Genomic DNA, 23385 nt, shown 5'->3' on the forward strand with positions numbered 1-23385 from the left:
GCCCGGACGCGGGGTTCAGGCCCCCATCATGTGGACGCCGCCGTCGACGTGGACGATCTCGCCGGTGGTCTTCGGGAAGAAGTCGGAGAGCAGCCCCACGATGCCGCGGCCCGCGGGCTCCGCGTCGGCGAGGTCCCAGCCGATGGGCGCCCGGTGGTTCCAGACGTCCGCCAACTCGTCGAAGCCGGGGATGGACTTGGCCGCCATGGACTTGATGGGGCCCGCCGAGATCAGGTTGCAGCGGATGCCGCGGGCGCCGAGGTCACGGGCCAGATAGCGGTTGGTGGACTCCAGCGCGGCCTTGGCGACACCCATCCAGTCGTACTTCGGCCAGGCGATGCTGGCGTCGAAGGTGAGGCCGACGACGGAGCCGCCGCGCTTGCCGAGCAGCGGCAGCAGGGCCGTGGTGACCGACTTCAGGGAGTACGCGGACACGTGCACGGCGGTCTGCACGTCCTCCCAGGTGCCTTCGAGGAAGTTGAAGGCACCCTGGGGGCCGAAGGCGATGGAGTGCACCAGGCCGTCGATGCCGCTGTCGTCGCCGTAGTGCTCGGCGACCCGCTCGGCGAGGCTGTCCAGGTGCTCCTGGTTGGTGACGTCAAGCTCGATGACCGACGCGGGCTTCGGCAGCCGCTTGGCGATGCGCTCCACCAGGCTCATCCGCCCGAAGCCGGTGAGCAGGACGTCGGCGCCCTCCTCCTGGGCGACCTTGGCGGCCTGGAAGGCGATGGAGGCGTCGGTGATGACGCCGGTGACGAGGACTCGCTTGCCGTCGACAATTCCCATGGTGATCAGTGACCCATGCCCAATCCGCCGTCGACCGGGATGACGGCTCCAGTGATGTACGAGGCGTCGTCGGAGGCGAGGAAGCGCACCGTCGCGGCGATCTCGTCCGGCTGCGCGTACCGGCCGAGCGGCACCTGCGCCAGGATGTTCTTGGTCTGCTCCTCGTTCAGCGCCTGGGTCATGTCGGTATCGACGAACCCGGGGGACACGACGTTGAACGTGATGTTGCGGGAGCCCAGTTCGCGGGCGAGGGAGCGGGCGAAGCCCACGAGGCCCGCCTTGGAGGCCGCGTAGTTGGCCTGGCCCGCCGAGCCGAGCAGCCCCACCACCGAGGAGATCAGCACCACACGGCCCTTGCGGGCCCGCAGCATGCCGCGGTTGGCGCGCTTGACCACGCGGAAGGTGCCGGTGAGGTTGGTCTCTATGACGGCGGAGAAGTCCTCCTCCGTCATGCGCATGAGCAACTGGTCCCGGGTGATACCGGCGTTGGCGACGAGGACCTCGACGGGTCCCTGGTGGTCCTCGATCTCCTTGTACGCCTGCTCGACCTGCTCGGCGTCGGTGATGTCGCACCGTACGGCGAAGAAGCCGGACGGTGGCTCGCCCGAGCGGTATGTGATCGCGACCTGGTCCCCGGCGTCCGCGAACGCCCGGGCGATGGCCAGGCCGATGCCGCGGTTTCCTCCGGTGACAAGAACCGAGCGGCTCAACGGATCACCCTTTCACTCGCATCTCTCGGCGGCTGTACTCCTCGAAGCTATCGTTTCGTCCCCCCGCCGGAGGGCTCCGCCTCCGACAGTGGCTCGCGGCGGCCGCTGTTGGATTCCTACAGAAGGCCGCGCCAGGGCCCTCTCCGGCGGATCTCCGCGGGCCCGCGGGCCGCCGGTGCGCCGCCCGGCGCGTCCGCGCGCCGTGGGAGCCGTCGATATCCGGCCGACTTCACCGGGCGCACCGTGGTTGACTGCCCGTGTCGGGAGTCCCCGGCGCCGTGCCATGTAGCCAAGGAAGCGGGAGGCCGTCCGTGCCCCATGAGATCGATCCGACGTTCCTCGCACTGCCGCTGCGGGAACTCGCCGACGCGGCGCTCGCACGCGCCCGCTCGCTCGGCGCCGAGCACGCCGACTTCCGCTTCGAACGCGTGCGCAACGCCTCGTGGCGGCTGCGGGACGCACGGCCCGCGGGCTCGCTCGACACCACGGACCTCGGCTACGCGGTGCGCGTGGTGCACGGCGGCGCCTGGGGCTTCGCCTCCGGCGTCGACCTGACGCCCGACGCGGCGGCCGGGGTGGCGGCGCAGGCCGTCGAGATGGCGAAGCTGTCCCGCCAGGTCATCGACGCCGCGGGCGCGGAGCCCGCGGGGCCCGGCGTGGCCCTGGGGCAGCGGGTGGAGCTGGCCGACGAGCCGGTGCACGCCGAGCGGACCTGGGTGTCCTCGTACGAGACCGACCCGTTCTCGGTGCCGGACGCGGACAAGACCGGGCTGCTCGCCGAGTGGAGCGCGCGGCTGCTGGCCGCCGACGGTGTCACGCACACCGACGCGACGCTGATGACGGTGCACGAGAACAAGTTCTACGCGGACACCGCGGGCACCGTGACCACCCAGCAGCGGGTGCGGCTGCACCCGCAGCTCACGGCGGTGGCGGTCGACGAGTCGAGCGGGGAGTTCGACTCGATGCGGACCCTGGCGCCGCCCGTGGGCCGCGGCTGGGAGTACCTGACGGGCACCGGCTGGGACTGGGACGGCGAACTGGCCCGTATACCGGAGCTGCTGGCCGAGAAGATGCGGGCGCCGAGCGTCGAGGCGGGCCTGTACGACCTGGTGATCGACCCGTCGAACCTCTGGCTCACCATCCACGAGTCGATCGGCCACGCCACCGAGCTGGACCGCGCACTCGGCTACGAGGCGGCGTACGCGGGCACCTCGTTCGCCACCTTCGACAAGCTCGGGTCGCTGAAGTACGGCTCCGAGATCATGAACATCACCGGCGACAGGACCGCGGAGCACGGCCTCGCCACCGTCGGTTACGACGACGAGGGCGTCGCGGCGCAGTCCTGGGACCTGGTGCGGGACGGCACCCTCGTCGGCTACCAGCTCGACCGCAGGATCGCCAGGCTCACCGGCTTCGAGCGGTCCAACGGCTGCGCGTACGCCGACTCCCCCGGGCATGTGCCGGTGCAGCGGATGGCGAACGTGTCGCTGCGGCCCGACCCCGGCGGGCTGTCCACGGAGGACCTGATCGGCGGCGTGGAGCGCGGCATCTACGTCGTCGGCGACCGCTCCTGGTCCATCGACATGCAGCGCTACAACTTCCAGTTCACGGGACAGCGGTTCTTCCGCATCGAGAACGGCCGTCTTGCGGGACAGCTCAGGGACGTGGCCTACCAGGCCACCACCACGGACTTCTGGGGCTCGATGACCGCCGTCGGCGGACCGCGCACCTATGTGCTCGGCGGCGCGTTCAACTGCGGCAAGGCACAGCCCGGCCAGGTGGCGGCCGTGTCGCACGGCTGTCCCTCGGCGCTGTTTCGCGGGGTGAACGTTCTCAACACGACGCAGGAGGCGGGGCGATGACGTCCAGCACGGGTACCAGCCGGCCGCACGAGGTCGTCGAGCGCGCGCTCGACCTGTCCACCGCCGACGGCTGCGTGGTGATCGCGGACGAGGAGTCCACGGCCAACCTCCGCTGGGCGGGCAACGCGCTCACCACCAACGGCGTCACCCGGGGGCGCACCCTGACGGTGGTCGCGACCGTCGACGGCGCCCAGGGCACCGCGAGCGGTGTGGTGTCGCGCTCCGCGGTGACCTCGGACGACCTGGAGCCGCTGGTGCGCGCCGCGGAGGCGGCGGCGCGCGCCGCCGGCCCCGCGGAGGACGCCCAGCCGCTGCCCGCGCCCGGTGCGGCGTCGCGCGACTTCACCGCGCCGCCCGCCGAGACGTCGTCCGCGGTGTTCGCGGACTTCGCCCCGGCGCTCGGCGAGTCCTTCGCGGCGGCCCGCGCGGGCGGGCGGGAGCTGTACGGCTTCGCGCACCACCAGGTCACGTCGAGCTACCTGGGCACCTCGTCGGGGGTCAGGCTGCGGCACGACCAGCCGACGGGGACGCTGGAGGTCAACGCCAAGTCGCCCGACCACACCCGCTCCGCGTGGGCGGGCCGTGCCACCAGGGACTTCACCGACGTCGACCCCGCGGAACTCGACGCGGAGCTGGCGCGGCGCCTCGGCTGGGCCGAGCGCCGGGTGGAGCTGCCCGCGGGCCGCTACGAGACGGTGCTGCCGCCGACGGCCGTCGCGGACCTGCTGATCTACCAGCAGTGGTCGGCCGCGGCCAGGGACGCCGCCGAGGGCCGTACGGTCTTCTCCAGGACGGGCGGCGGCACCCGGGTGGGCGAGAAGATCGCCGAACTGCCGCTGAACCTGCGCAGCGACCCCGCGGAGCCGGGCCTCCAGGCGGCGCCGTTCGTGGTGGCGCACACCTCGGGCGACGACGCCTCGGTCTTCGACAACGGGCTGCCGCTGGCCGCGACGGACTGGATACGGGACGGGCGCCTTGAGCGGCTGGTCACCACCCGGCACAGCGCGGCGCTGACCGGGCTGCCGCTGGCGCCGCCGATCGACAACCTGGTCCTGGACGGCGGCTCGGGCGCCTCGCTCGACGAGATGGTCGCCGCGACCGGGCGCGGGCTGCTGCTGACGTGCCTCTGGTACATCCGCGAGGTGGACCCGGCGACGCTGCTGCTGACCGGTCTGACCAGGGACGGGGTGTACCTGGTTGAGGACGGCGAGGTGGTGGGCGCGGTGAACAACTTCCGCTTCAACGAGTCCCCCGTCGACGTGCTGGGCCGTGCCGTGGAGGCCGGGCGCACCGAGAAGACCCTGCCGCGTGAGTGGAACGACTGGTTCACCAGGGCCGCGATGCCCGCGCTGCGCATCCCGGACTTCAACATGAGTTCGGTCAGCCAGGGCGTGTGACGCGCGGGCCGCACCGCCCGGGGCGGCCCATAGACTTGACGGGGGCCCGGCACCTGCCGGGCCCCGGGTCGGTGAAGGAGCTATGAGAACCGTGACGGACATCGTCGACGAGCTGAAGTGGCGCGGTCTGATCGCCGTGTCCACGGATGAGGACGCCTTGCGCAAAGCGTTCGCGGACGGCCCCGTCACGTTCTATTGCGGCTTCGACCCGACCGCGCCCAGTCTGCACCTGGGCAATCTCGTGCAGATCCTGACCATGCGCCGTATCCAGCAGGCCGGGAACCGCCCGCTGGGCCTGATCGGCGGCGCCACCGGGCTGATCGGCGACCCGAAGCCGAACGCGGAGCGGACGCTGAACGCGCCGGAGACCATCGCGGGCTGGGTGGAGCGGCTGCGGGCGCAGGTCGAGCCGCTGCTCGACTTCGAGGGCCCGCACGCGGCGCTCATGGTCGACAATCTGGACTGGACCCGGGGCCTTTCCGCCATCGAGTTCCTGCGGGACATGGGCAAGCACTTCCGGGTGAACAAGATGATCGCCAAGGAGGCCGTCTCCCGGCGGCTGAACTCCGACGCGGGCATCAGCTACACCGAGTTCAGCTACCAGATCCTCCAGGGGATGGACTTCCTTGAGCTGTACCGGCGGCACGGCTGCACGCTCCAGACCGGCGGCAGCGACCAGTGGGGCAATCTGACCTCGGGCACGGACCTGATCCACCGGGTGGAGCCGGGCGCCGTGGTGCACGCGCTGGGCACCCCGCTGATCACCAAGGCCGACGGCACCAAGTTCGGCAAGACGGAGTCCGGCACGGTCTGGCTCGACCCGGAGCTGACCTCCCCGTACGCCTTCTACCAGTTCTGGCTGAACAGCGACGACCGTGATGTCGCCACGTTCCTGCGGATCTTCAGCTTCCGCTCCCGCGCGGAGATCGAGGAGCTGGAACGGCAGGCCGCGGAGCGGCCCCAGGCGCGCGCGGCGCAGCGGGCGCTGGCGGAGGAGCTGACGACGCTGGTGCACGGCGCGGACCAGTGCGCCGCGGTGGTGGACGCCTCACGGGCGCTGTTCGGGCAGGGCGACCTCGCCGCGCTCGACGAGGCCACGCTGCGGGCGGCGCTCGCGGAGGTGCCGCACGCCCGGGTGGCGGAGCTGGCGCCCGTGGTGGACCTGCTCGCCGCCACCGGGCTCGCGCCCAGCAAGTCCGCGGCCCGGCGCACCGTCAAGGAGGGCGGCGCGTACGTGAACAACGCCAAGGTGGCGGGCGAGGACGCGGTGCCCGCGCCCGCCGACCTGCTGCACGGGCGCTGGCTGCTGCTGCGCAGGGGCAAGCGGAACCTCGCGGCGGTCGAGGTCACCGGCGCCTGAGCCCGCTTCCCGGCCACCGGGCCCCGTACGCCTCGCGTGTACGGGGCCCTGTCCGGTTTCAGACGTCGACGTGGTCCCGGTCGCGGTCACGGCGCCGGCGGCCCCTGACGGCCAGGTACAGCATGTCCCCGAGCGCCACGATGATCAGCGCCGCGATCAACTGGAGGACATGGCGGCCCCAGTCGATGCCCGGGGTGTTCCTGATGCCGAAGGAGCCGGCGAGCGAGTTGCCCACCGCGGCCCCGATCATGCCGAAGATGACCGTCAGCCACAGCGGGCTGTGCTGCTTGCCCGGCAGGATCGCCTTGGCCAGGACGCCGAGCACGAGCCCGACGATGATCGCCCACAACCAGCCCATGGGGCCTCCTCGTGACAGTGGCGCGGCACGGCGGACCGTGCGTCGCGCCCGGGGGCGAGAATCCCTCCCAGTCTCGGGGCATACGGGATACGGCGCATGTCGGAAGCCCCGCTGCGCCGAGCGGCCGGGCCGGGCGCCGGGAGGCGGCGCACCCGCCCTCGTACCCGGGGGCCCGGCGGCGTACCGTGAGCAGCGAAGGACCGCGGGGCAGGGGAGTTCCACGCACACCGGCCGCCCCCGTCCCGCGCGGGCCCCGGGAAGGATGGTGCAGGGTGCTGCGCAAGCACAGCGACGGCGAGGTCTTCCGCATCACGGCGGCCCGGCAGGGCCTCGCGGACGACGTACGCTCCCGGCAGCGGCGCTACATCATCTCGATGGCGGTGCGCACGGTGGCCGTGGTGCTGACGGCGGTGCTGTGGGATGTGCAGCGGGCCGTGGCGGTGGTGATGCTGGTCCTGGGGTTCGTGCTGCCCTATGTGGCGGTGGTGATCGCCAACGCGGGCCGGGAGAACGCGCCTTCACTGCCGTCGGTGACCGTGCCGCCGCCCGCGCGCCGCGCGCTGACGGCCGCGGGGCCGGGCTCCCCGGCGTCGCAGGGGGGCGGCTTCGGCGCCTCCGGTGGCGTTTCGGACGCGCGTACGGCCTCCGCCGCGCGGGGGAACACGGACGCCGAAACGGAGGCTCCATCCGGCGGAACCCCCCATGACCGGCGGTGATGCGGAACCGGACGCCCCGCCTCGCGCCCAGCTCAAGAAAAGCTCAGATCAATCATGCTGTTCCGGTGCCGGGCAGCGGGTCCCGCGTGACATACTTTCCAAGCGCTCCGCATCCCCCGTCGGAGCGACGGACCGACGCCGGGCAGCTCCCCCCGTGGCTGCTCGGCGTCGCCCTTTTTTTCCGCAGCACCGGCCCTTCGGGACGTACCGGTGAGTGACGATCTGGACCCGCCGGTGAACGAAGACACCCCGATCTGCTCCGCGAAGGGCTGCCGTACGGCCGCGGTGTGGGTCCTCGCCTGGAACAACCCGAAGATCCACACCCCGGAGCGCCGCAAGACCTGGCTCGCCTGCGAGGAGCACCGCGAGAGCCTGTCCCAGTTCCTCGGCGTGCGCGGGATGTTGAAGGACGTCGTGACGCTCACCGAGTGGGAGTCCGGCCACCGGGACGGCTAGGGAGTGTCCTCCCGCACCGCCGCACCCGGCCCGCACGGCGCCCGTCCGGCGCCCGCCGGGTGCGCGGCCGGTCAGCCGCCGATCGCCGACATCGGGCGGGACGGCTGGAGGAACGAGGGGTCGTCGAGGCCCGAGCCCGCCTTCTTGCCCCACATCGCCAGGCGCCAGATCCGGGCGATCTCGTCGTCGTGCCCAGGGCCGGTGCCGCGGCGCAGCGCGGCCCGCAGATCGGTCTCCTCGGTGGCGAACAGGCACGTCCTGACCTGGCCGTCCGCGGTCAGCCTCGTACGGTCGCAGGCGGCGCAGAAGGGGCGGGTGACCGAGCCGATCACCCCGACGCGGTACGGGCCGCCGTCCACGAGCCAGCGCTCCGCGGGGGCCGAGCCCCGCTCCGTGTCGCCCTCGGGGGCCAGCGTGTGACGGGTGCGCAGCGATTCGAGGATGTCGCCCGCGGTGACCATGCCGTCGCGCTGCCAGCCGTGCTGGGCGTCGAGCGGCATCTGCTCTATGAAGCGCAGCTCGTAGCCCTCGGCGATGGCCCAGTCGAGCAGGTCGGGCGCCTCGTCGTCGTTGTACCCGGGCATCAGCACCGTGTTGACCTTGACCGGGGTGAGCCCGGCGTCGCGGGCCGCGGCGAGCCCGGCCAGCACGTCGTGGTGACGGGCGCGCCGGGTGAGGGCCTTGAAGACGTCGGGGCGCAGGGTGTCGAGCGAGACGTTGACCCGGTCGAGCCCGGCGGCGGCGAGGGCGCGCGCGGTGCGGGCGAGCCCGATGCCGTTGGTGGTCAGCGACATGCGGGGCCGGGGCGCCAGCGCGGCGACCCGCTCGACGATGCCGGTCAGACCGGGGCGCAGCAGCGGTTCACCGCCGGTGAAGCGGACCTCCGTGACGCCGAGCCGGGTGACGGCGATCCGTACCAGTCTGACGATCTCGTCGTCCGTCAGCAGGTCAGGCTTGGCCAGCCACTGCAATCCCTCCTCCGGCATGCAGTACGTACACCGGAGATTGCACCTGTCGGTCAGTGAGACCCGCAGGTCGGTGGCCACGCGACCGTAGGTGTCGACGAGCATGTGGTCCCCCTCCCTGATCGATTCCGCTCTCGTGTCGAGAGTACGTGAGTGCGGCGGCCCCGTCAGGTGCGCGAACCCACGAGCGCGGACGCGGACGCGTCGTGGGGACCTCCCAGGGGAGGACGAGGTCCTGTGCCGCGCCGCGCCCGCGCGCGGCCCGCGCCCGCCGGGGGCCGCGCGCGGCCTCGGCGGTGCGGGTTCAGTGGGCGCCGGTGCCGGTGAGCGAACGCACCTCAAGCTCGGCGTACTTGTCGGCGTCCGGGGTCTCCTTGCCGAGGAGGGTGCCGAGCCAGCCCAGCAGGAAGCCGACCGGGATCGAGATGATGCCCGGGTTCTCCAGCGGGAAGAAGTGGAAGTCGACGCCGGGGAACATCGAGGTCTCCTTGCCCGAGACCACGGGCGAGAAGAGCACGAGGCCGACCGCCACGACCAGGCCGCCGTAGATCGACCAGAGCGCGCCCTGGGTGGTGAACCGCTTCCAGAACAGGCTGTAGAGGATCGTCGGCAGGTTGGCGGAGGCGGCGACGGCGAACGCGAGCGCGACCAGGCCCGCCACGTTGAGGTCGCGGGAGAGCGCGCCGAGGGCGATGGAGACGACGCCGATGAGCACGGTCGCCCAGCGGGCCGCCTTCAGCTCCTCCTTCTCGGTGGCTCGGCCCTTCTTGATCACGTTCGCGTAGATGTCGTGCGCGAACGACGAGGAGGAGGCCAGGGTGAGGCCCGCGACCACGGCGAGGATGGTCGCGAAGGCCACCGCGGAGATCACCGCGAGCAGGATCGCGCCCCAACTGGAGTCGGTGCCGCCGACATGGAGCGCGAGCAGCGGCGCCGCGGTGTTGCCCGCCGGGTTGGAGGCGATGATCTCGTCCGGTTTGATCAGCGCCGCGGCGCCGAAGCCGAGCACGATCGTCATCAGGTAGAAGACGCCGATGATGCCGATGGCCCAGTTCACGGACTTACGGGCGGCCTTGGCGGTGGGCACCGTGTAGAAGCGGATCAGGATGTGCGGCAGCCCCGCGGTGCCCAGGACCAGGGCGATGCCCAGCGAGATGAAGTCGATCTTGGAGGTGGAGGTGACCCCGTACTTGAGCCCCGGTTCGAGGAAGGCGGAGCCCTTGCCGCTGTTGTCCGCGGCCTTGCCGAGCAGATCCGAGATGTTGAAGTCGAACTTGACCAGCACCAGGATCGTGATCAGTACGGTGCCGCCGATCAGCAGCACGGCCTTGACCATCTGCACCCAGGTGGTGCCCTTCATGCCGCCGACCGTGACGTACACGACCATGAGCACGCCGACCAGGGCCACGATGCCGATCTTGCCCGCGTCGCTCGTGATGCCGAGCAGCAGCGAGACCAGCACGCCCGCGCCCGCCATCTGGGCGAGCAGGTAGAAGATCGACACCACGATGGTGGAGACGCCCGCGGCGGTGCGCACCGGGCGCTGCCGCATCCGGTAGGCGAGGACGTCGCCCATGGTGTAGCGGCCGGAGTTGCGCAGCGGCTCGGCGACGAGCAGCAGCGCCACAAGCCAGGCCACCAGGAAGCCGATGGAGTAGAGGAAGCCGTCGTAGCCGGCGAGGGCGATGGCGCCCGCGATGCCGAGGAAGGACGCGGCGGACATGTAGTCGCCGGAGACCGCGAGGCCGTTCTGGAAGCCGCTGAACTGGCGGCCGCCCGCGTAGAAGTCGGCGGCGTCCCTGGTCTGCCGCCCGGCCCAGACGGTGATGCCGAGGGTGACCACGACGATCACGGCGAACAGGGAGATGATCAGCGTGCGGTGCTCGCTGACCGGATCGGCGGCCAGGGTGAGCCCCGCCGTGTGGCTGAGCGCGGGGGTCATGCGCCGCCCTCCATCCGTGACTTGATGGCCTCGGCCTTGGGGTCGAGCCGGGCCGCGGCGCGGTGGGAGTACCACCAGGCGATGAGGAAGGTGGTCAGGAACTGGGCGAGGCCGAGGATCAGGGCCACGTTGACGTTGCCGACGACCTTGGTGTCCATGAAGCCGTCGGCGTAGTTCGAGAGCAGGACGTACGCCAGGTACCACAGCACGAAGGCGACCGTGAGCGGGAACGCGAAGCCGCGGTGGGTGCGGCGCAGCTCCCCGAACTGGGGGCTGGCCTGTACCTGGACGAACTCCTCGGCGGACGGCAGCGGCCTGGGGGCGCCCGGGGCGCCCTCGGACGCCGGGGGCTTCGGGGGTGGCGATGCGTCGGGAGCCACGGGGTCTCCTCCTGCCTGGGGAATGGGGACGGCCCCCCGGGATGCGGGGCCGTGTGGGGACGGGGGCGGCTGTTCGGTCGCTGACACGACTTGGCTCTCCTTCGGGGAGACGGGCGCCCGCGGGCGCGTTGCTCCCTGCACAACGGCACGGCGGCGCGAGGGGCGCGGTTCAACGCGGGCCGATTTCTTTCCTTTGCTCGATCAGTTCGCGGCGTTCTTCGGCTTTTTGCGGAACTCGGCTCTCTTTGGACGCGTTGCTGGCCCTTGATACCAGGGGTTAACTTCACCCTGAGCGAGCCGTCATGTACCTGTCCGTACGCTCCCCGCGAGCACCGCACGCCGCCGCCCGGCGCTCCCCCGCCCCCACCTACGCGAAGAACCTGGAGACCCCATGGCCGCTTCCCCGACCTCCCGCACCCGCCGCGCCGCGGCCCTCCCGCTCGGCCTCGCGCTCACCGCCGCGCTCGCGTTCCTGCCCGGCGGCGCGTACGCCGCGCAGAGCCCTTCGGGGGCCGCCGCAGGGCACGCCGCGCCCGCGGCCGAAGGACCCGCGCTCAGCTATCTGGTCAACGCGAGACCCGGGCACGGCGCCGCCGTCCGCAAGGCGATAGCCGGGGCGGGCGGCAGCGTCGTGGTGACATACGACCGCATCGGGGTGACCGTCGCCCACTCGGCGGACCCGGACTTCGCGCGCCGGGTGCGCAGGGCCCCCGGCGTGCAGTCGGCGGGCGCCACCCGTACCGCGCCGCTGCCCGCCCAGGCCACCGCCGACACCGGCGCCCCGAAGCCGCTGAGCGCCGCCCAGCTCGAAGCCGCGGGGGCCAGGGCGGGCGCGGGGCAGGACCCGCTGGAGGGCGAGCAGTGGGACCTGCGCGCCATCAAGGCCGACAAGGCGCACGAGAGGACGCTCGGCAGCAAGCGGGTCACGGTCGCCGTCATCGACACCGGCGTCGACGACACCCACCCCGACATCGCGCCCAACTTCGACCGGGGCGCCTCCGCGAGCTGCGCCTCGGGCAGGCCCGACACCACCGAGGGCGCCTGGCGCCCCGCGACCGGCGAGAGCCCGCACGGCACCCACGTGGCCAGCGAGATAGCCGCCGCCAAGAACGGCGTCGGCATCACCGGCGTGGCCCCCGGGGTCAGGGTCGCCGGGATCAAGGTGGCCGACCCGGACGGCTTCTTCTACGCCGAGTCCGTCGTCTGCGGCTTCATGTGGGCCGCGGGACACGGCGTCGACGTCACCAACAACAGCTATTACACCGACCCCTGGTACTTCAACTGCACCACGGACCCCGACCAGAAGGCCCTGGTCGAGGCCGTCACCCGGGCGAGCGCGTACGCCGAGAAGAAGGGCGCCGTCAACGTCGCCGCCGCGGGCAACGAGGAGTACGACCTCGCCGCCCCCCGCATCACGGACCCGAACAGCCCCAACGACTCCACCCCCGCCGACCGTGAGGTCGACACCGCGCACTGCTTCGACATCCCCACCCAGCTCCCCGGCGTGGTGACCGTCGCCGCCACCGGCGCCAAGGACCTGAAGTCGTCCTACTCGAACTACGGCGAGGGCATCGTCGACATCGCGGCCCCCGGCGGCGACAGCACCGCCTACCAGCCGCCCGCCGCGCCCGCCACCAACGGCTCGGTCCTGGGTGCGCTGCCCGGCGGCCAGTGGGGCTACATGTCCGGTACGTCGATGGCGACCCCGCACGTCGTGGGCGTCGTGGCGCTGCTTGAGTCGGCCCACCCGCACGCGAACCCCGCGCAGCTCAAGCGGATGCTGTACCGCCAGGCCGACGCCACGCCCTGCACCGACCCGTACGACATCGACGGCGACGGGAAGGCCGACGCGGTGTGCGAGGGCGGCACCCGGAAGAACGGCTTCTACGGCGTCGGGATCGCGGACGCCCTGAGGGCCGTTCAGAAGTAGCGGAAGGAGCGGAGCACCCGCGCGGGTCCGCCGGGTTGCCGCCCGCTCCGGCCCCGGTGAAGATCCTGGGGTGGGTCTGATATCGGATGCCCCCCGGGCCACCGGCGGGCGCGCGGCCGTCGCCGCCGGGTCCGCCGCCGCGGACCGCGGCGGCGCCCGGCGGGGCGTGGCGGCGGTGCTGCTGCTCGCCGCGGCCACCGGGGTGCTGCTGCTCGGACCCTCCGCCGCGACCCGGGGCACGGGCGAGGCGGACGTCCCGGGCGCCGCGGGGCTCGCGGTGCTGCGCGCGGTCGTCTTCTGCGCCCTGTGCGTGCTGACCGGGGAGGCGTGCACGGGGGCGCTGCTGCGGGGGCTGTCCGACGGGCCGCCCCCGAGGCGATGGGGCGGGTACGCCGCGCTCGCCGCGCTCCCGGCCGCGCTGGGGCTCGCCGCCGTGGCCGCGGGCGGCAACCAGGTGCCGCACGGCCTCGCCGACGTGGACCTCGGCGGGCTCTACCACTCACGCGACGGGGTGCTGGCACTCGTCGAGATCAACGCCCTGCTGGTGGCCGGGCCATGGGCCCGCCAGGACGCGGGCCGGATCGCGACCGCGGGGCCGCCCGTCGCACTCGTGGTCGCCGAGGCGTTCCGCGCCCACCCTCAGGTGGAGACGTCGCCGCTGACGGGCTCCCTGCTGACCCTCGTTCACCTGGCCTGCGCCGCCCTGTGGGTGGGCTGCCTCTGGCAGGTGCTGCGGCTGCTGCGGCACGGGCACTCCCCCGGCGCGCGCGCCGCGCTGCTCGGCCGGTACGCGCGCGTGGCGGCCGTTCTGCTCGCCGGGGTGGCCGCCACCGGCACCGTCAGCGCGCTGCGCAGGATGCCGCCTGGTCTCGTGCTCGACCAGGTGTACGCGACCGCGTACGGGCGCACCCTGCTCGTCAAGCTGCTGCTGGTGGGCGCCGCCGCATGGCTCGCGCTCGCGGCGCGGCTGCGGCTGCGGCGCGCCATACGGGCCCCGCGCGCGGCGCCGTCGCAGGACCTGGCGGGGGCCCTGGCGCCCGCGCGCGTGGAACTCGTGGTGCTGGGCGCCGTGGTGGCCCTCTCGGCGCTGCTGACGGTGGCGCCGATACCGCCGCGGTGGTGAGCCGGGGGGCGCTGGGAGGGCGTCAGACGGTGCGTGGTCCCGGCAGTTGACGGCGGGCGCCCCGTTCCTGCGTTGTCGGTGCGGCACCGTATCCTCAGTGACCATGCTCGAAGACTCCGCGCGGGCGGTGCCCGCGGCCCCCAGCGTCCCGGCCGCGCGCACTGCCCCCGAGACCCCCTGGCCGCCCGCCTACCCCGGTGGGTACGCGGTCGTCGACGTGGAGACCACGGGCCTCGGCAGGGCGGACCGCATCGTGTCCGCGGCGGTGTACCGGGTGGACGCGCGCGGCGAGATCGAGGACCACTGGTACACGCTCGTCAACCCGCAGCGCGATCCGGGCCCCGTGTGGATTCACGGCCTGACGAGCGAGGCGCTGGCGGGCGCGCCGCTCTTCGGGCAGGTCGCCGGGGAGTTCGGGGCGCGCCTCGAAGGCCGCGTCCTGGTCGCGCACAACGCGGTCTTCGACTGGTCGATGATCGCCAGGGAGTTCGCACGCGCGCGCCTGGTTCCGCCGGTGCGTCAGCGGCTGTGCACCATCGCCCTGTCGAAGGAGCTGGGGCTCCGACTGCCCAACTACAAGCTGGAGTCGCTCGCGGCGCACTTCGGTGTGGAGCAGCGCAGGGCGCACCACGCGCTGGACGACGCGCGCGTGCTCGCCGAGGCGTTCAGGCCGAGCCTGCGCGCGGCGGCCGGCAGCGGTGTGCGGCTGCCGCTGCTTGAGTGCCTGCCGCTGACGGAGTGGAGCGACGCGCCGGTGCCCGCGCACCGCACGGGCGGCCGGTACGGCTACCAGCCCTCGGGCTGGCGCCAGAGCCGCAAGCGGCCCCCGTGCCCGTATCAGAACCCGGGGCGCTATGAGCCCGGCAGGCCGCTGAAGCAGGGCATGCGGGTGGCGTTCTCCGGGGACACCTCGGTGGAGCGCGAGCTGCTTGAGGACCGCGCCGTGGAGGCCGGGCTGCACGTGGCGACCAGCATCTCCCGGCTGACGAGCCTGCTGGTCACCAACGACCCGGGCTCCGGCACCTCGAAGACGGTCCGTGCGCGGCAGTACGGGACGCCCGTGGTCGACGAGGCCGCCTTCGGGCAGCTCCTGCTCGACGTCGAGCCCGCGGAGCCGGGGAGCTGAGCGCGGCGGCGGTCAGAAGGCGCGCCGCGCGCCGCCGTCGACGGGGAGCATGGTGCCGGTGAGGTAGGAGGCGGCGGGCGACAGCAGGAAGGCGGCGCAGGTGCCGAACTCCTCGGCGGTGCCGTACCTGCGCAGCGGAATGTGCGCCTCCATGCGGGCGCGGTGCGCCCCGGGGTCGGGCGCGAGGCCGTCGAGTTCGCGTACCCGGTCGGTCTCGATGCGCGCGGGCAGCAGTCCGACGACGCGGATGCCGCGCGGGCCCAGCTCGTCGGCGAGGGTCTTGGCGTATCCGGCGAGCCCGGGGCGCAGCCCGTTGGAGACGGCGAGTCCTGGCAGCGGCTCGTGCACGGAGCCCGACAGCACGAACCCGATGACGCCGCCCTCCCCCAACTCCGCGGCGGCGGCCTGGGCGAGCCGTACGGAGCCCATGAAGACGGACTCGAACGCGGACCGCCAGTGCTCGTCCATCGGCTCGGCCGCGCCGCCGGCGACGGGCCCGCCGACGCTGATCAGGACGCCGTCGAGGCGCCCGAAGTGCTCGCGAGCGGCGGCGATCAGCCGGGCCGGTGTCCCCGGGTCGGCGTTGTCGGCGGCCACGCCGACCGCCCCGGGCCCCGCCTCGGCCGCGGCCTGCCGGGCGCGCTGCCCGTCGCGCCCCGCGAGTACGGTCCTGGCGCCCTCGGCGAGCAGGGAGCGGGCGGCGGCGTTGCCGAGGCCCTTGCTGCCGCCGGTGACGATGTACACGCGGTCCTTCAGGCCGAGATCCATGGCGCCCATCCTGCCACCGGCCCCGACGGCCCCCGCCTCCGGTCCCTCGGGGCGCGCGCCCGGGTCAGACGGTGGCCGGCTCCCGCTCGGGCCGCGGCTGCTCCGCGGCGGCGGCGCGGCGCTCGCGCGCCTCGCGGCGGACCAGGATCACATAGCCGACCGGGACCCCGGCGGCGAACAGCCACCACTGGACCGTGTACGCCATGTGCGGGCCGATGCCGGTGTGGTCCGGCGCGGAGATCAACTGCGGGGTGTCGTCCTTCGGGGCGGGCGAGGTCAGTTCGACGAAGCCGCCGAGCACCTGCTTGCCGAGGCTCCTGGCCTGCTGGCCGCTGCTGATCAGCATGATCTGCCGGGGCGGCAGGCCCCTGACGTTCTTGATGCCGCTCGCCGCGGTGGTCTCGTCGGGCATCAGCCGCCCGGTGACGGTGGTCTCGCCCGCGGGCGGCGCGGGGATGCGGGGGAACGCGGTCTGGGCGCCGTTGGCGGGAATCCAGCCGCGGTTGACGAGCAGGACCCGGCCGTCGTCGAGGTCGAAGGGGGTGACGACGTGGAAGCCGATCTCCTCGGCGTCGTTGGTGCGGCGGCGCACCACGACCTCGTGGTCGGTGTCGAAGGTGCCGTGCGCGGTGACCCGGTGGTAGCGCTGGTCGCGTGTCACCTCGTGCCCGGGGGACGTCAGGCTCTCCGCCGGTACCGGCTTCGCGTCCAGCGCGCTCGCGACGAGGTCGTTCTGCGCGACGCGGGACTCGTGCCGGTGCAACTGCCAGAGGCCGAGCCTGATCATCACGGGGATGAGCACGAGGGACAGCAGGGTGAGGATCACCCATTGCCTGGTCAGCAGGAAGCGGTACACGCCTGTGACGGTACTCCGGGGTGCCGGGGCGGCCCGGCGGCGGGGTGCCCACGCGCCGGTGGGCGCCGGGGCCTGCCCCGCGGGGCCCGCGCCGCGGCGGCGCCTCACTGGACCCGGCTGGCCCGGTGCTTCTCCGCGTACAGGTGCGCCTCGGTGGGCAGTCGGCGCAGCCCGGCGGCGGCGCGGGCCTCGGCGAGGGTGTCGGTGGTGAGGTGGCGCAGGGCGCGGGCGGGGGACGCGAAGGGTTCGAGGCGCAGCCGTACCCGGGAGCGGGGGGCGGTGCGGCGGCCGTGCAGGGACACGTCGGCGTCGCTGACGCCGTCGAGGGCGGCGGCCCGGCCCTCCATCACGGTCTCCAGGGCCCGGCCGCGCAGCCCCGCGCCCTCCCCGTCGCGGGTGTCGACCATCAGCTCGCCGAGCCTGCGGCGGCGCAGCGCGGCCGCCAGCCACCACAGCGCGAGCAGCAGCAGGACGGCGAGCACGGCGATGACGACGGGCCACCACCAGCCCTCGCCGCGCCAGCGGGTGCGCTCCGCGCGGGTGAGCAGGACGTCGTGCTCGCCCTGGTGGACCCACCACGAAGGGGGGCTCGCTCCGAGGCCGACGGCGAGCACGGAGCCGCCGAGGACCAGCAGCACGAGCCCGACGAGGGCGAGCAGGACGCGGTTGGCGGTGCGCACGGGTCAGTCCCTTCTGCCGGGCCGCGCGACGCGCAGCTTCAGCGACGGCGGGCGGGCCAGGCCGAGCTGGTCGATGCCGTCGTGCAGCGCGGCCCCGAGGTCGGTGCGTACGTCGTCGAGTTCGCGGAAGTGCGCCGTGGCCTTCACCTTCACCTTGCGGCGCTTGGTGCGCACCGCCGCCGACCACACGCCGGGCACCTCCATGGCGCGGTCGCGCAGCACCTGGGACGCGGCCTTGCGGTGCAGCGCGGCGCGGACCTCGTCATGGGTGCGCCGCATCGGCAGCAGTCCGCGCCTGCCGGGGGTGAGGGCGAGCAGCAGCAGCCAGAGGCCGAGCGCGGCGCAGGCGGCGGCGCCCGCGAGGACGGCGGTGTCGTCGAGCTGCCGCTCCGCGAGGTCGTTCGCGAGGGTCTTGCGCCACTGCATGGCGGGGCGTCCGGCGCGCACCGAGACGATCTCGTACAGCGCGAGCCCGGCGGCGGCGAGCAGGAGGAGCGAGACGATCGCGGCGGGGACCCGGCGGCGCGACCAGAAGCGGTGCTCGGTGCCGCCCTCCAGGGTCGGCGGTCCTTCCTCGGTGGCGCCCGCAGGGGTGGCGCCGCCGGGCACCAGGGTGCTCAGCGGCTCGCGGTGGGTGCCGCCGGGTCCCGGCGGCGGTGCCTCGCTCATGCCACCCTCCGGCCCGCGGTGCCCCGGGTGTCGTCCGAGTGCAGCCGCTCCACCTCGACGGTGACCTCGGGCACCGCCATGCCCGCCAACTGTCTGACCCGGCCCGCGACGCGGCTGCGCACGGCGCGGCAGCGGGCGCCGACGTCGGTGGGGTAGTCGAGTTCCACGGCGACGCGCACCCGCGCCGTCTCCTGGCGCACGTGCACCGAGGCACGGGGGCGCGACCCGCCTTCGGGCGCGCCGCCGAGCGCCTCGTACGCCGCGTAGGCCGCGATCTTGCTGACGACCCGGTCGGCGATCCGGGTGGCGCCGCGCTCCGCGGCGCCGGGGAGCTGCCCGGGCACCGGATCACCGCCGCCGGTCGCGGGTGCGGAAGAAGTCTCCCGGTTGCAGGTCGCCCTCGGCGAACCTGCCCGCCACGAAGCCGATGGCGCCGAGCGCCGCCACCAGTACGAAGGCCCCGAAGCCGCCGAAGTACCCGGCGAATCCCAGGGTCATCCCGGCCACCAGGCCGATCACGGCCATGTTCATCCTGTGCTCCTCGCTGAGTCACTGGCCCGCGGGCGTCGCCCGGGGGTGGCTACTGCAACCTGGACTGGGACTCGTCCTCGTCGTCCTCGTCGGGGAGTTTGACGTCGCTGACGGCGATGTTGACCTCGACGACCTCAAGTCCCGCCATCCGCTCGACGGCGGCGACGACGTTCTCGCGGACGTCGCGGGCGACGTCGGAGATGGAGACGCCGTAGTCGACGACGATCTCCAGGTCGAGCGCGGTCTGCACCTCGCCGACCTCCGCCTTCACGCCCCGGGTGACGGACTTGCCGCCGCCGGGTACGCGGTCGCGCACGGCGCCGAGGGTGCGGGAGACCCCGCTGCCCATGGCGTGGACGCCGTCGACGTCGCGGGCGGCGAGCCCGGCGATCTTCTCGACGACCCCTTCGGCGATGGTGGTGCGGCCCCTCTCCCCCGGAACGCCGCGCTGTCCGCCGCCCTTGCCGCCCTGGTCCTGCTTCTCGAAGGTGCTTCCTGCACCCCTGGCGTCGCTGCGTGCCGTGGCCTCGGCCATCGTGCTTCACCCGCTTTCTCTTCGCTGTTCCCGGTCGGTCCTGGCGGTGGGCCGTGCGCCCCGTGGTGGTGCGCCCGGTCGCGCCGCTCCGCCTCCCGGGTCCCCCGGGGGATGCGGTTCTGTCAAAAGATGCGGCCTTTGTTCACATTAAGCGCGGTTTCTCCGATTCGCTCCGGGAGTACGGCAGTCTTGAGCAATGACGGTGGACTCCTGGACACAGACGGTGCGCGGGCGGCTCGGCCTCGGCAGGCTGCTGCCGCTCGGCGGGCCCGAGGACGGGGCGTGGCTCGCGGAGTCGGCCGCCGCGGCGGCGCTGCGGCACGCGGCGCGGACGGTGGCGGGCGCGGCGCTCGGCACGCTGCGGATCGGCCCTGCGGAGGACGGTCCCGGCGCCGCTGCCGCGCCGGGCGCGGTGCCGCCGCCGCCGAGCGCGCTGCCGCCTGGCCCGCTGCGGGTGACGGCGGACCTCTCGGTGCGGGAGGGCGAGCCGATCCCGCCGGTCGCGGGGCGGCTGCGCACGGCCTTGGCGGCGGCGGCCGCGGACCGGCTCGGGCTGCGGGTCACGGCGGTGGACCTGCGGGTGACGGGCTTCCACCCGCCCGGTGCCGGGACGCCAGGACCGGATGGCGCCGACGGCGGTGTGCGGGAGGCCGCGGCGCCCGGGGGCGGCGAGGCGGGGCGCCTGGCGCAGGCGGCGCGCTCGGTGGCGGGCGTGGCGGCGCTCGCCGGGGTGCTGGGCCGCCCGGTGGTCGTCGAGGCGCCGGACGAAGGGCCGCGCCGGGTCCGGGTGGAGATCGCCGTGCGGCCCGGGCCGCGGGCCCTGGACACCGCCCGCGCGGTACGGGCGGCGCTGGCCGCCGTGCTTCCGGCGGGGGACACGGTGGCGGTGCTGGTCACGGGGTGGGGGGAGCCGGGCGGCGCAGGGGCGTCCGGCGGGGCGGGACGGCCGGCGCCGTGACGGGGCGGGGTCCGTTCGGCCGGACGGGTGGCGCGGGGCCCGGGGCGGCCCCGTTCAGCCGATGAGGTCCCGCAGCCTGCGCGCCTGCGCAGCGCGCTCGGCCGCGCGCTGTTCGTCGTAGCCGCGCGCGGTGGCGCCCTGGAGCAGCGCCTTGGTCTCGATCAGGGCGTCGCGCGGGGCGTCGAGGAGCGCGTCGGCGAGGTCGCGTGCCGCCTCGTCCAGATGGGCGGCGGGCACCACCAGGTTGACGAGGCCGATCCTGGCGGCCTCCTCGGCCTGGACGAAGCGCCCCGTGGCGCAGATCTCCAGGGCGCGGCCGTAGCCGACGAGGGAGACCAGGGGGTGGGTGCCGCCGAGGTCGGGCACGAGGCCGAGGCTGGTCTCGCGCATGGCGAACTGGGCGTCGTCTGCGGCGATCCGCAGGTCGGCGGCGAGCGCGAGCTGGAATCCCGCGCCGATGGCGTGCCCCTGCACGGCCGCGACGCTGACGATGTCGGGCGCGCGCCACCAAGTGAAGGCGGCCTGGAATCCGGCGATGGCGGCGTCGAGATCGGCGTCGGCGAGGCGCGCGAGTTCCGTGAGCGATCCCTCGCCGTCGATCCCGTCGGGAGTGAAGGCGCGGCGGTCGAGCCCCGCGGAGAACGAGGGCCCCTCGGCGCGCAGCAGCACCACCCGGACGTTTCCCGGCAGGGTGCGGCCCGCCTCGGCCAGGGTGCGCCAGAGGGCGGGGCCCTGGGCGTTCCGCCTGGCGGCACCGTCGAGCGTCACCGTGGCGATGTCGCCCTCCACGGTGAGCCGTACGCCGTGCTCGTGGATACGGGGTGCTGGTGCCGTGGAGTCCGGCGAGGTCACGGGGCGCCTCCTGGCTGGCAGTCGGTGGGTGCCGCGGACGGCGGCCTCATGTGACTGCACAGTAACCACCCGGCCGGTCGTGTGAACGGCCGGGTGGCCACCACCCGGTAGCGGTGCGCCCCCCGCCTCAGCTTGCGGCGGCCTTCTTGCCCCGCGTGGCCCCGCCGCGTCCCCGCAGCGTGACCCCGGACTCGCTGAGCATCCGGTGGACGAAGCCATACGAGCGGCCGGTCTCTTCGGCCAGCGCCCGGATGCTCGCACCGGAGTCGTACTTCTTCTTCAGGTCTGCCGCGAGCTTGTCGCGCGCGGCGCCGGTCACCCGGCTGCCCTTCTTCAGAGTCTCGGCCACCCGTGCCTCCTCATGGGAAGTGCGCTCTGGACTCTCATGATCACCCCTACCGGGCTTCCTGGCCACCCATTCGGCAAGGTCCGTACGACAAGGTTCCGGGCGGAATCGGCGACCGACACGAACGGAACGTCACATTCCGTTGGTTCGCTCAGCGGTACATCTCCTCCGCCGCCGTGAAAACCGCAGGTCAGAGCCGCGCTCCGAAATTCGCGGTGGGTTTTGCGGGAAAACGCCCGCCGGGTCGCCCGACACGCCGGAGTACGAGGCGGCGTCACGCAGATGATGGATCACCGATGGGCCGAATGATCCACTCCGCGTGATCACCAAGGGGCCGCGGCGGCGCCGGGGCGGGTCAGGCCAGGGCCACCAGGTCCGCGTATCCGGCGCCCCACAGGTCCTCGACGCCGTCGGGCAGCAGGATGATCCGCTCGGGCTTGAGCGCCTCGACGGCGCCCTCGTCGTGGGTGACGAGGACCACCGCGCCCTTGTAGGTGCGCAGCGCGCCGAGGATCTCCTCGCGGCTTGCCGGGTCGAGGTTGTTGGTGGGCTCGTCGAGCAGGAGGACGTTCGCCGAGGAGACCACGAGGGTGGCGAGCGCCAGCCTGGTCTTCTCGCCGCCGGAGAGCACCCCCGCGGGCTTGTCGACGTCGTCGCCCGAGAAGAGGAAGGAGCCGAGCACCTTGCGGACCTCGACGAGGTCGAGGTCGGGGGCGGAGGAGCGCATGTTCTCCAGCACCGTGCGCTCGGGGTCCAGGGTCTCGTGCTCCTGCGCGTAGTAGCCGAGCTTGAGGCCGTAGCCCTCGACGACGCGGCCCGTGTCCGGCTTCTCGACCCCGGCGAGCAGCCGCAGCAGGGTGGTCTTGCCCGCGCCGTTGAGCCCGAGGATGACCACGCGTGAGCCCTTGTCGATGGCGAGGTCGACGTCCGTGAAGATCTCCAGGGAGCCATAGGACTTGGACAGGTCCTCGGCGGTCAGCGGGGTCTTGCCGCAGGATGCCGGGTCGGGGAAGCGCAGCCGGGCGACCTTGTCGGACTGACGCACCTCCTCAAGGCCCGAGAGCAGCCGCTCGGCGCGGCGGGCCATGTTCTGCGCGGCGACGGTCTTGGTGGCCTTGGCACGCATCTTGTCGGCCTGCGCGTTGAGGGCCGCGGCCTTCTTCTCCGCGTTCTGCCGCTCGCGCCTGCGGCGCTTCTCGTCGGACTCGCGCTGCTGCTGGTAGAGCTTCCAGCTCATGTTGTAGACGTCGATCACGGAGCGGTTGGCGTCGAGGTGGAAGACCTTGTTGACGACCGTCTCCATCAGGTCGACATCGTGGGAGATGACGATGAAGCCGCCCCGGTAGCTCTTCAGGTAGTCGCGCAGCCAGACGACGGAGTCGGCGTCGAGGTGGTTCGTGGGCTCGTCGAGCAGCAGGGTATCGGCGTCGGAGAACAGGATGCGGGCCAGCTCGATACGGCGGCGCTGACCGCCGGAGAGGGTGTGCAGGGGCTGGCCGAGCACCCGGTCGGGCAGGCCGAGCGCGGCGGCGATGGTGGCGGCCTCCGCCTCGGCCGCGTAGCCGCCCTTGGTGAGGAACTCGGTCTCCTGGCGCTCGTACTGCCGCATGGCCTTGTCGCGGGTGGCGCCCGTGCCGCCCGCGATGCGCTGTTCGTTCTCGCGCATCTTGCGCAGCAGGACGTCGAGCCCGCGCGCGGACAGCACCCGGTCCCTGGCGAGGACGTCGAGGTCGCCTGTACGGGGGTCCTGGGGCAGGTAGCCGACCTCGCCGCCGCGGGAGACCGTGCCCGACGCGGGGATCGCCTCGCCCGCGAGGACCTTGGTGAGGGTGGTCTTGCCCGCGCCGTTGCGCCCGACGAGGCCGATGCGGTCGCCCTTGGCGACTCGGAAGGTGGCGGATTCGATGAGGATGCGGGCGCCGGCACGCAGTTCGATACCGGAAGCGGTGATCACGGACAGACTCCAGGGCGGATGAACGGTCGGGTGGGCGGGGCTCGGAGGTACGGCACGCCGCCTAGTGCACAAGGAGAATGGCCATGCGGGCCATTCTACCCGGGGCCCGCAATCGCTTTTCCGCC

Annotated in this window: 25 protein-coding genes; 9 read left to right on the forward strand and 16 right to left on the reverse strand. The window is 73.4% G+C overall.

The genetic code is table 11. From position 1 onward, the window contains the following. Positions 1-15: 15 nt before the first annotated feature. Both fabI and fabG read right to left on the reverse strand, forming a co-directional pair. On the reverse strand, positions 16-786 hold the full coding sequence (gene fabI, locus ACIBIW_RS35770; protein WP_399342561.1) for an enoyl-ACP reductase FabI: 771 nt from the start codon (positions 784-786) through the stop codon (positions 16-18). A 5-nt stretch (positions 787-791) separates the two neighbouring features. Further along, positions 792-1496: a 3-oxoacyl-[acyl-carrier-protein] reductase gene (gene fabG, locus ACIBIW_RS35775; RefSeq protein ID WP_399342562.1), complete on the reverse strand. Its 705-nt coding sequence runs from the start codon at positions 1494-1496 to the stop codon at positions 792-794. A gap of 311 nt (positions 1497-1807) precedes the next feature. Between fabG and ACIBIW_RS35780 the strand changes: the two genes are divergently transcribed. From ACIBIW_RS35780 to tyrS, 3 genes are all read left to right on the forward strand, one after another. Beyond that, positions 1808-3358, forward strand: coding sequence for a TldD/PmbA family protein (locus tag ACIBIW_RS35780; protein ID WP_399342563.1), 1551 nt, complete (start codon positions 1808-1810; stop codon positions 3356-3358). Further along, a complete protein-coding gene (locus ACIBIW_RS35785) occupies positions 3355-4755 on the forward strand; it encodes a metallopeptidase TldD-related protein (protein WP_399342565.1) in 1401 nt (466 codons plus the stop codon). The genes ACIBIW_RS35780 and ACIBIW_RS35785 overlap by 4 nt, the downstream gene beginning before the upstream one ends. Before the next feature lie 91 nt (positions 4756-4846). Then, positions 4847-6115: a tyrosine--tRNA ligase gene (tyrS, locus tag ACIBIW_RS35790; protein ID WP_399342635.1), complete on the forward strand. Its 1269-nt coding sequence runs from the start codon at positions 4847-4849 to the stop codon at positions 6113-6115. Between the two features lie 58 nt (positions 6116-6173). Here the strand turns inward: tyrS and ACIBIW_RS35795 are convergent, their stop codons facing one another. Beyond that, on the reverse strand, positions 6174-6473 hold the full coding sequence (locus tag ACIBIW_RS35795) for a GlsB/YeaQ/YmgE family stress response membrane protein (RefSeq protein WP_399342567.1): 300 nt from the start codon (positions 6471-6473) through the stop codon (positions 6174-6176). A gap of 272 nt (positions 6474-6745) precedes the next feature. Between ACIBIW_RS35795 and ACIBIW_RS35800 the strand changes: the two genes are divergently transcribed. Continuing rightward, entirely contained in the window at positions 6746-7189 is a 444-nt protein-coding gene (locus tag ACIBIW_RS35800) for a DUF3099 domain-containing protein (RefSeq protein ID WP_399342568.1), read from the forward strand. A gap of 210 nt (positions 7190-7399) precedes the next feature. Next, positions 7400-7645 carry a hypothetical protein gene (locus tag ACIBIW_RS35805; RefSeq protein ID WP_399342570.1) on the forward strand — a complete coding sequence of 82 codons (246 nt, stop codon included), beginning with the start codon at positions 7400-7402 and terminating at the stop codon, positions 7643-7645. A gap of 71 nt (positions 7646-7716) precedes the next feature. On the opposite strand, the gene moaA is transcribed toward ACIBIW_RS35805, so the two are convergent. From moaA to ACIBIW_RS35820, 3 genes are all read right to left on the reverse strand, one after another. Further along, positions 7717-8715 carry a GTP 3',8-cyclase MoaA gene (moaA, locus tag ACIBIW_RS35810; protein ID WP_399342572.1) on the reverse strand — a complete coding sequence of 333 codons (999 nt, stop codon included), beginning with the start codon at positions 8713-8715 and terminating at the stop codon, positions 7717-7719. Positions 8716-8914: 199 nt separating this feature from the next. Further along, a complete protein-coding gene (locus tag ACIBIW_RS35815) occupies positions 8915-10552 on the reverse strand; it encodes a cation acetate symporter (protein WP_399342574.1) in 1638 nt (545 codons plus the stop codon). Beyond that, positions 10549-10932, reverse strand: a complete 384-nt coding sequence (locus ACIBIW_RS35820; protein ID WP_399342575.1) for a DUF485 domain-containing protein — start codon at positions 10930-10932, stop codon at positions 10549-10551. The genes ACIBIW_RS35815 and ACIBIW_RS35820 overlap by 4 nt, the downstream gene beginning before the upstream one ends. Before the next feature lie 391 nt (positions 10933-11323). Here ACIBIW_RS35820 and ACIBIW_RS35825 point away from each other — a divergent pair, with 391 nt between their 5' ends. The 3 genes from ACIBIW_RS35825 (at position 11324) to ACIBIW_RS35835 (ending at position 15111) form a co-directional block, all read left to right on the forward strand. Further along, positions 11324-12862, forward strand: coding sequence for a S8 family serine peptidase (locus ACIBIW_RS35825; protein ID WP_399342576.1), 1539 nt, complete (start codon positions 11324-11326; stop codon positions 12860-12862). A 76-nt stretch (positions 12863-12938) separates the two neighbouring features. Further along, complete coding sequence (locus ACIBIW_RS35830) at positions 12939-13985, forward strand: CopD family protein (protein ID WP_399342638.1); 1047 nt, start codon at positions 12939-12941, stop codon at positions 13983-13985. A 103-nt stretch (positions 13986-14088) separates the two neighbouring features. Next, on the forward strand, positions 14089-15111 hold the full coding sequence (locus ACIBIW_RS35835) for a DEDDh family exonuclease (RefSeq protein WP_399342578.1): 1023 nt from the start codon (positions 14089-14091) through the stop codon (positions 15109-15111). Positions 15112-15123: 12 nt separating this feature from the next. Here the strand turns inward: ACIBIW_RS35835 and ACIBIW_RS35840 are convergent, their stop codons facing one another. The 7 genes from ACIBIW_RS35840 to ACIBIW_RS35870 form a co-directional block, all read right to left on the reverse strand. Further along, positions 15124-15879, reverse strand: coding sequence for an SDR family oxidoreductase (locus ACIBIW_RS35840; protein ID WP_399342580.1), 756 nt, complete (start codon positions 15877-15879; stop codon positions 15124-15126). A gap of 64 nt (positions 15880-15943) precedes the next feature. After that, positions 15944-16735: an SURF1 family protein gene (locus ACIBIW_RS35845; RefSeq protein ID WP_399342582.1), complete on the reverse strand. Its 792-nt coding sequence runs from the start codon at positions 16733-16735 to the stop codon at positions 15944-15946. 104 nt (positions 16736-16839) lie between these two features. Further along, positions 16840-17415 (reverse strand): alkaline shock response membrane anchor protein AmaP, encoded by a 576-nt coding sequence (gene amaP, locus ACIBIW_RS35850; protein WP_399342583.1) that lies wholly within the window; start codon positions 17413-17415, stop codon positions 16840-16842. Between the two features lie 3 nt (positions 17416-17418). Then, entirely contained in the window at positions 17419-18084 is a 666-nt protein-coding gene (locus ACIBIW_RS35855; protein ID WP_399342585.1) for a DUF6286 domain-containing protein, read from the reverse strand. After that, complete coding sequence (locus tag ACIBIW_RS35860) at positions 18081-18428, reverse strand: Asp23/Gls24 family envelope stress response protein (protein WP_399342586.1); 348 nt, start codon at positions 18426-18428, stop codon at positions 18081-18083. The genes ACIBIW_RS35855 and ACIBIW_RS35860 overlap by 4 nt, the downstream gene beginning before the upstream one ends. Before the next feature lie 4 nt (positions 18429-18432). Next, positions 18433-18615: a hypothetical protein gene (locus ACIBIW_RS35865; protein WP_399342588.1), complete on the reverse strand. Its 183-nt coding sequence runs from the start codon at positions 18613-18615 to the stop codon at positions 18433-18435. A gap of 49 nt (positions 18616-18664) precedes the next feature. Further along, entirely contained in the window at positions 18665-19150 is a 486-nt protein-coding gene (locus ACIBIW_RS35870) for an Asp23/Gls24 family envelope stress response protein (protein WP_399342590.1), read from the reverse strand. Between the two features lie 196 nt (positions 19151-19346). Between ACIBIW_RS35870 and ACIBIW_RS35875 the strand changes: the two genes are divergently transcribed. Next, complete coding sequence (locus ACIBIW_RS35875) at positions 19347-20108, forward strand: nucleopolyhedrovirus P10 family protein (protein WP_399342592.1); 762 nt, start codon at positions 19347-19349, stop codon at positions 20106-20108. Positions 20109-20162: 54 nt separating this feature from the next. Here the strand turns inward: ACIBIW_RS35875 and ACIBIW_RS35880 are convergent, their stop codons facing one another. The 3 genes from ACIBIW_RS35880 to abc-f all read right to left on the reverse strand — a co-directional run bounded on the left by ACIBIW_RS35880 (position 20163) and on the right by abc-f (position 23260). After that, positions 20163-20960 (reverse strand): enoyl-CoA hydratase/isomerase family protein, encoded by a 798-nt coding sequence (locus tag ACIBIW_RS35880; RefSeq protein WP_399342594.1) that lies wholly within the window; start codon positions 20958-20960, stop codon positions 20163-20165. Positions 20961-21087: 127 nt separating this feature from the next. Then, complete coding sequence (locus tag ACIBIW_RS35885; protein ID WP_018533414.1) at positions 21088-21309, reverse strand: helix-turn-helix domain-containing protein; 222 nt, start codon at positions 21307-21309, stop codon at positions 21088-21090. A 352-nt stretch (positions 21310-21661) separates the two neighbouring features. Beyond that, on the reverse strand, positions 21662-23260 hold the full coding sequence (abc-f, locus tag ACIBIW_RS35890) for a ribosomal protection-like ABC-F family protein (protein WP_399342596.1): 1599 nt from the start codon (positions 23258-23260) through the stop codon (positions 21662-21664). Between the last annotated feature and the right edge of the window lie 125 nt (positions 23261-23385).

Source organism: Streptomyces sp. NPDC050560 (assembly GCF_044457285.1).
Taxonomy (GTDB): domain Bacteria; phylum Actinomycetota; class Actinomycetes; order Streptomycetales; family Streptomycetaceae; genus Streptomyces.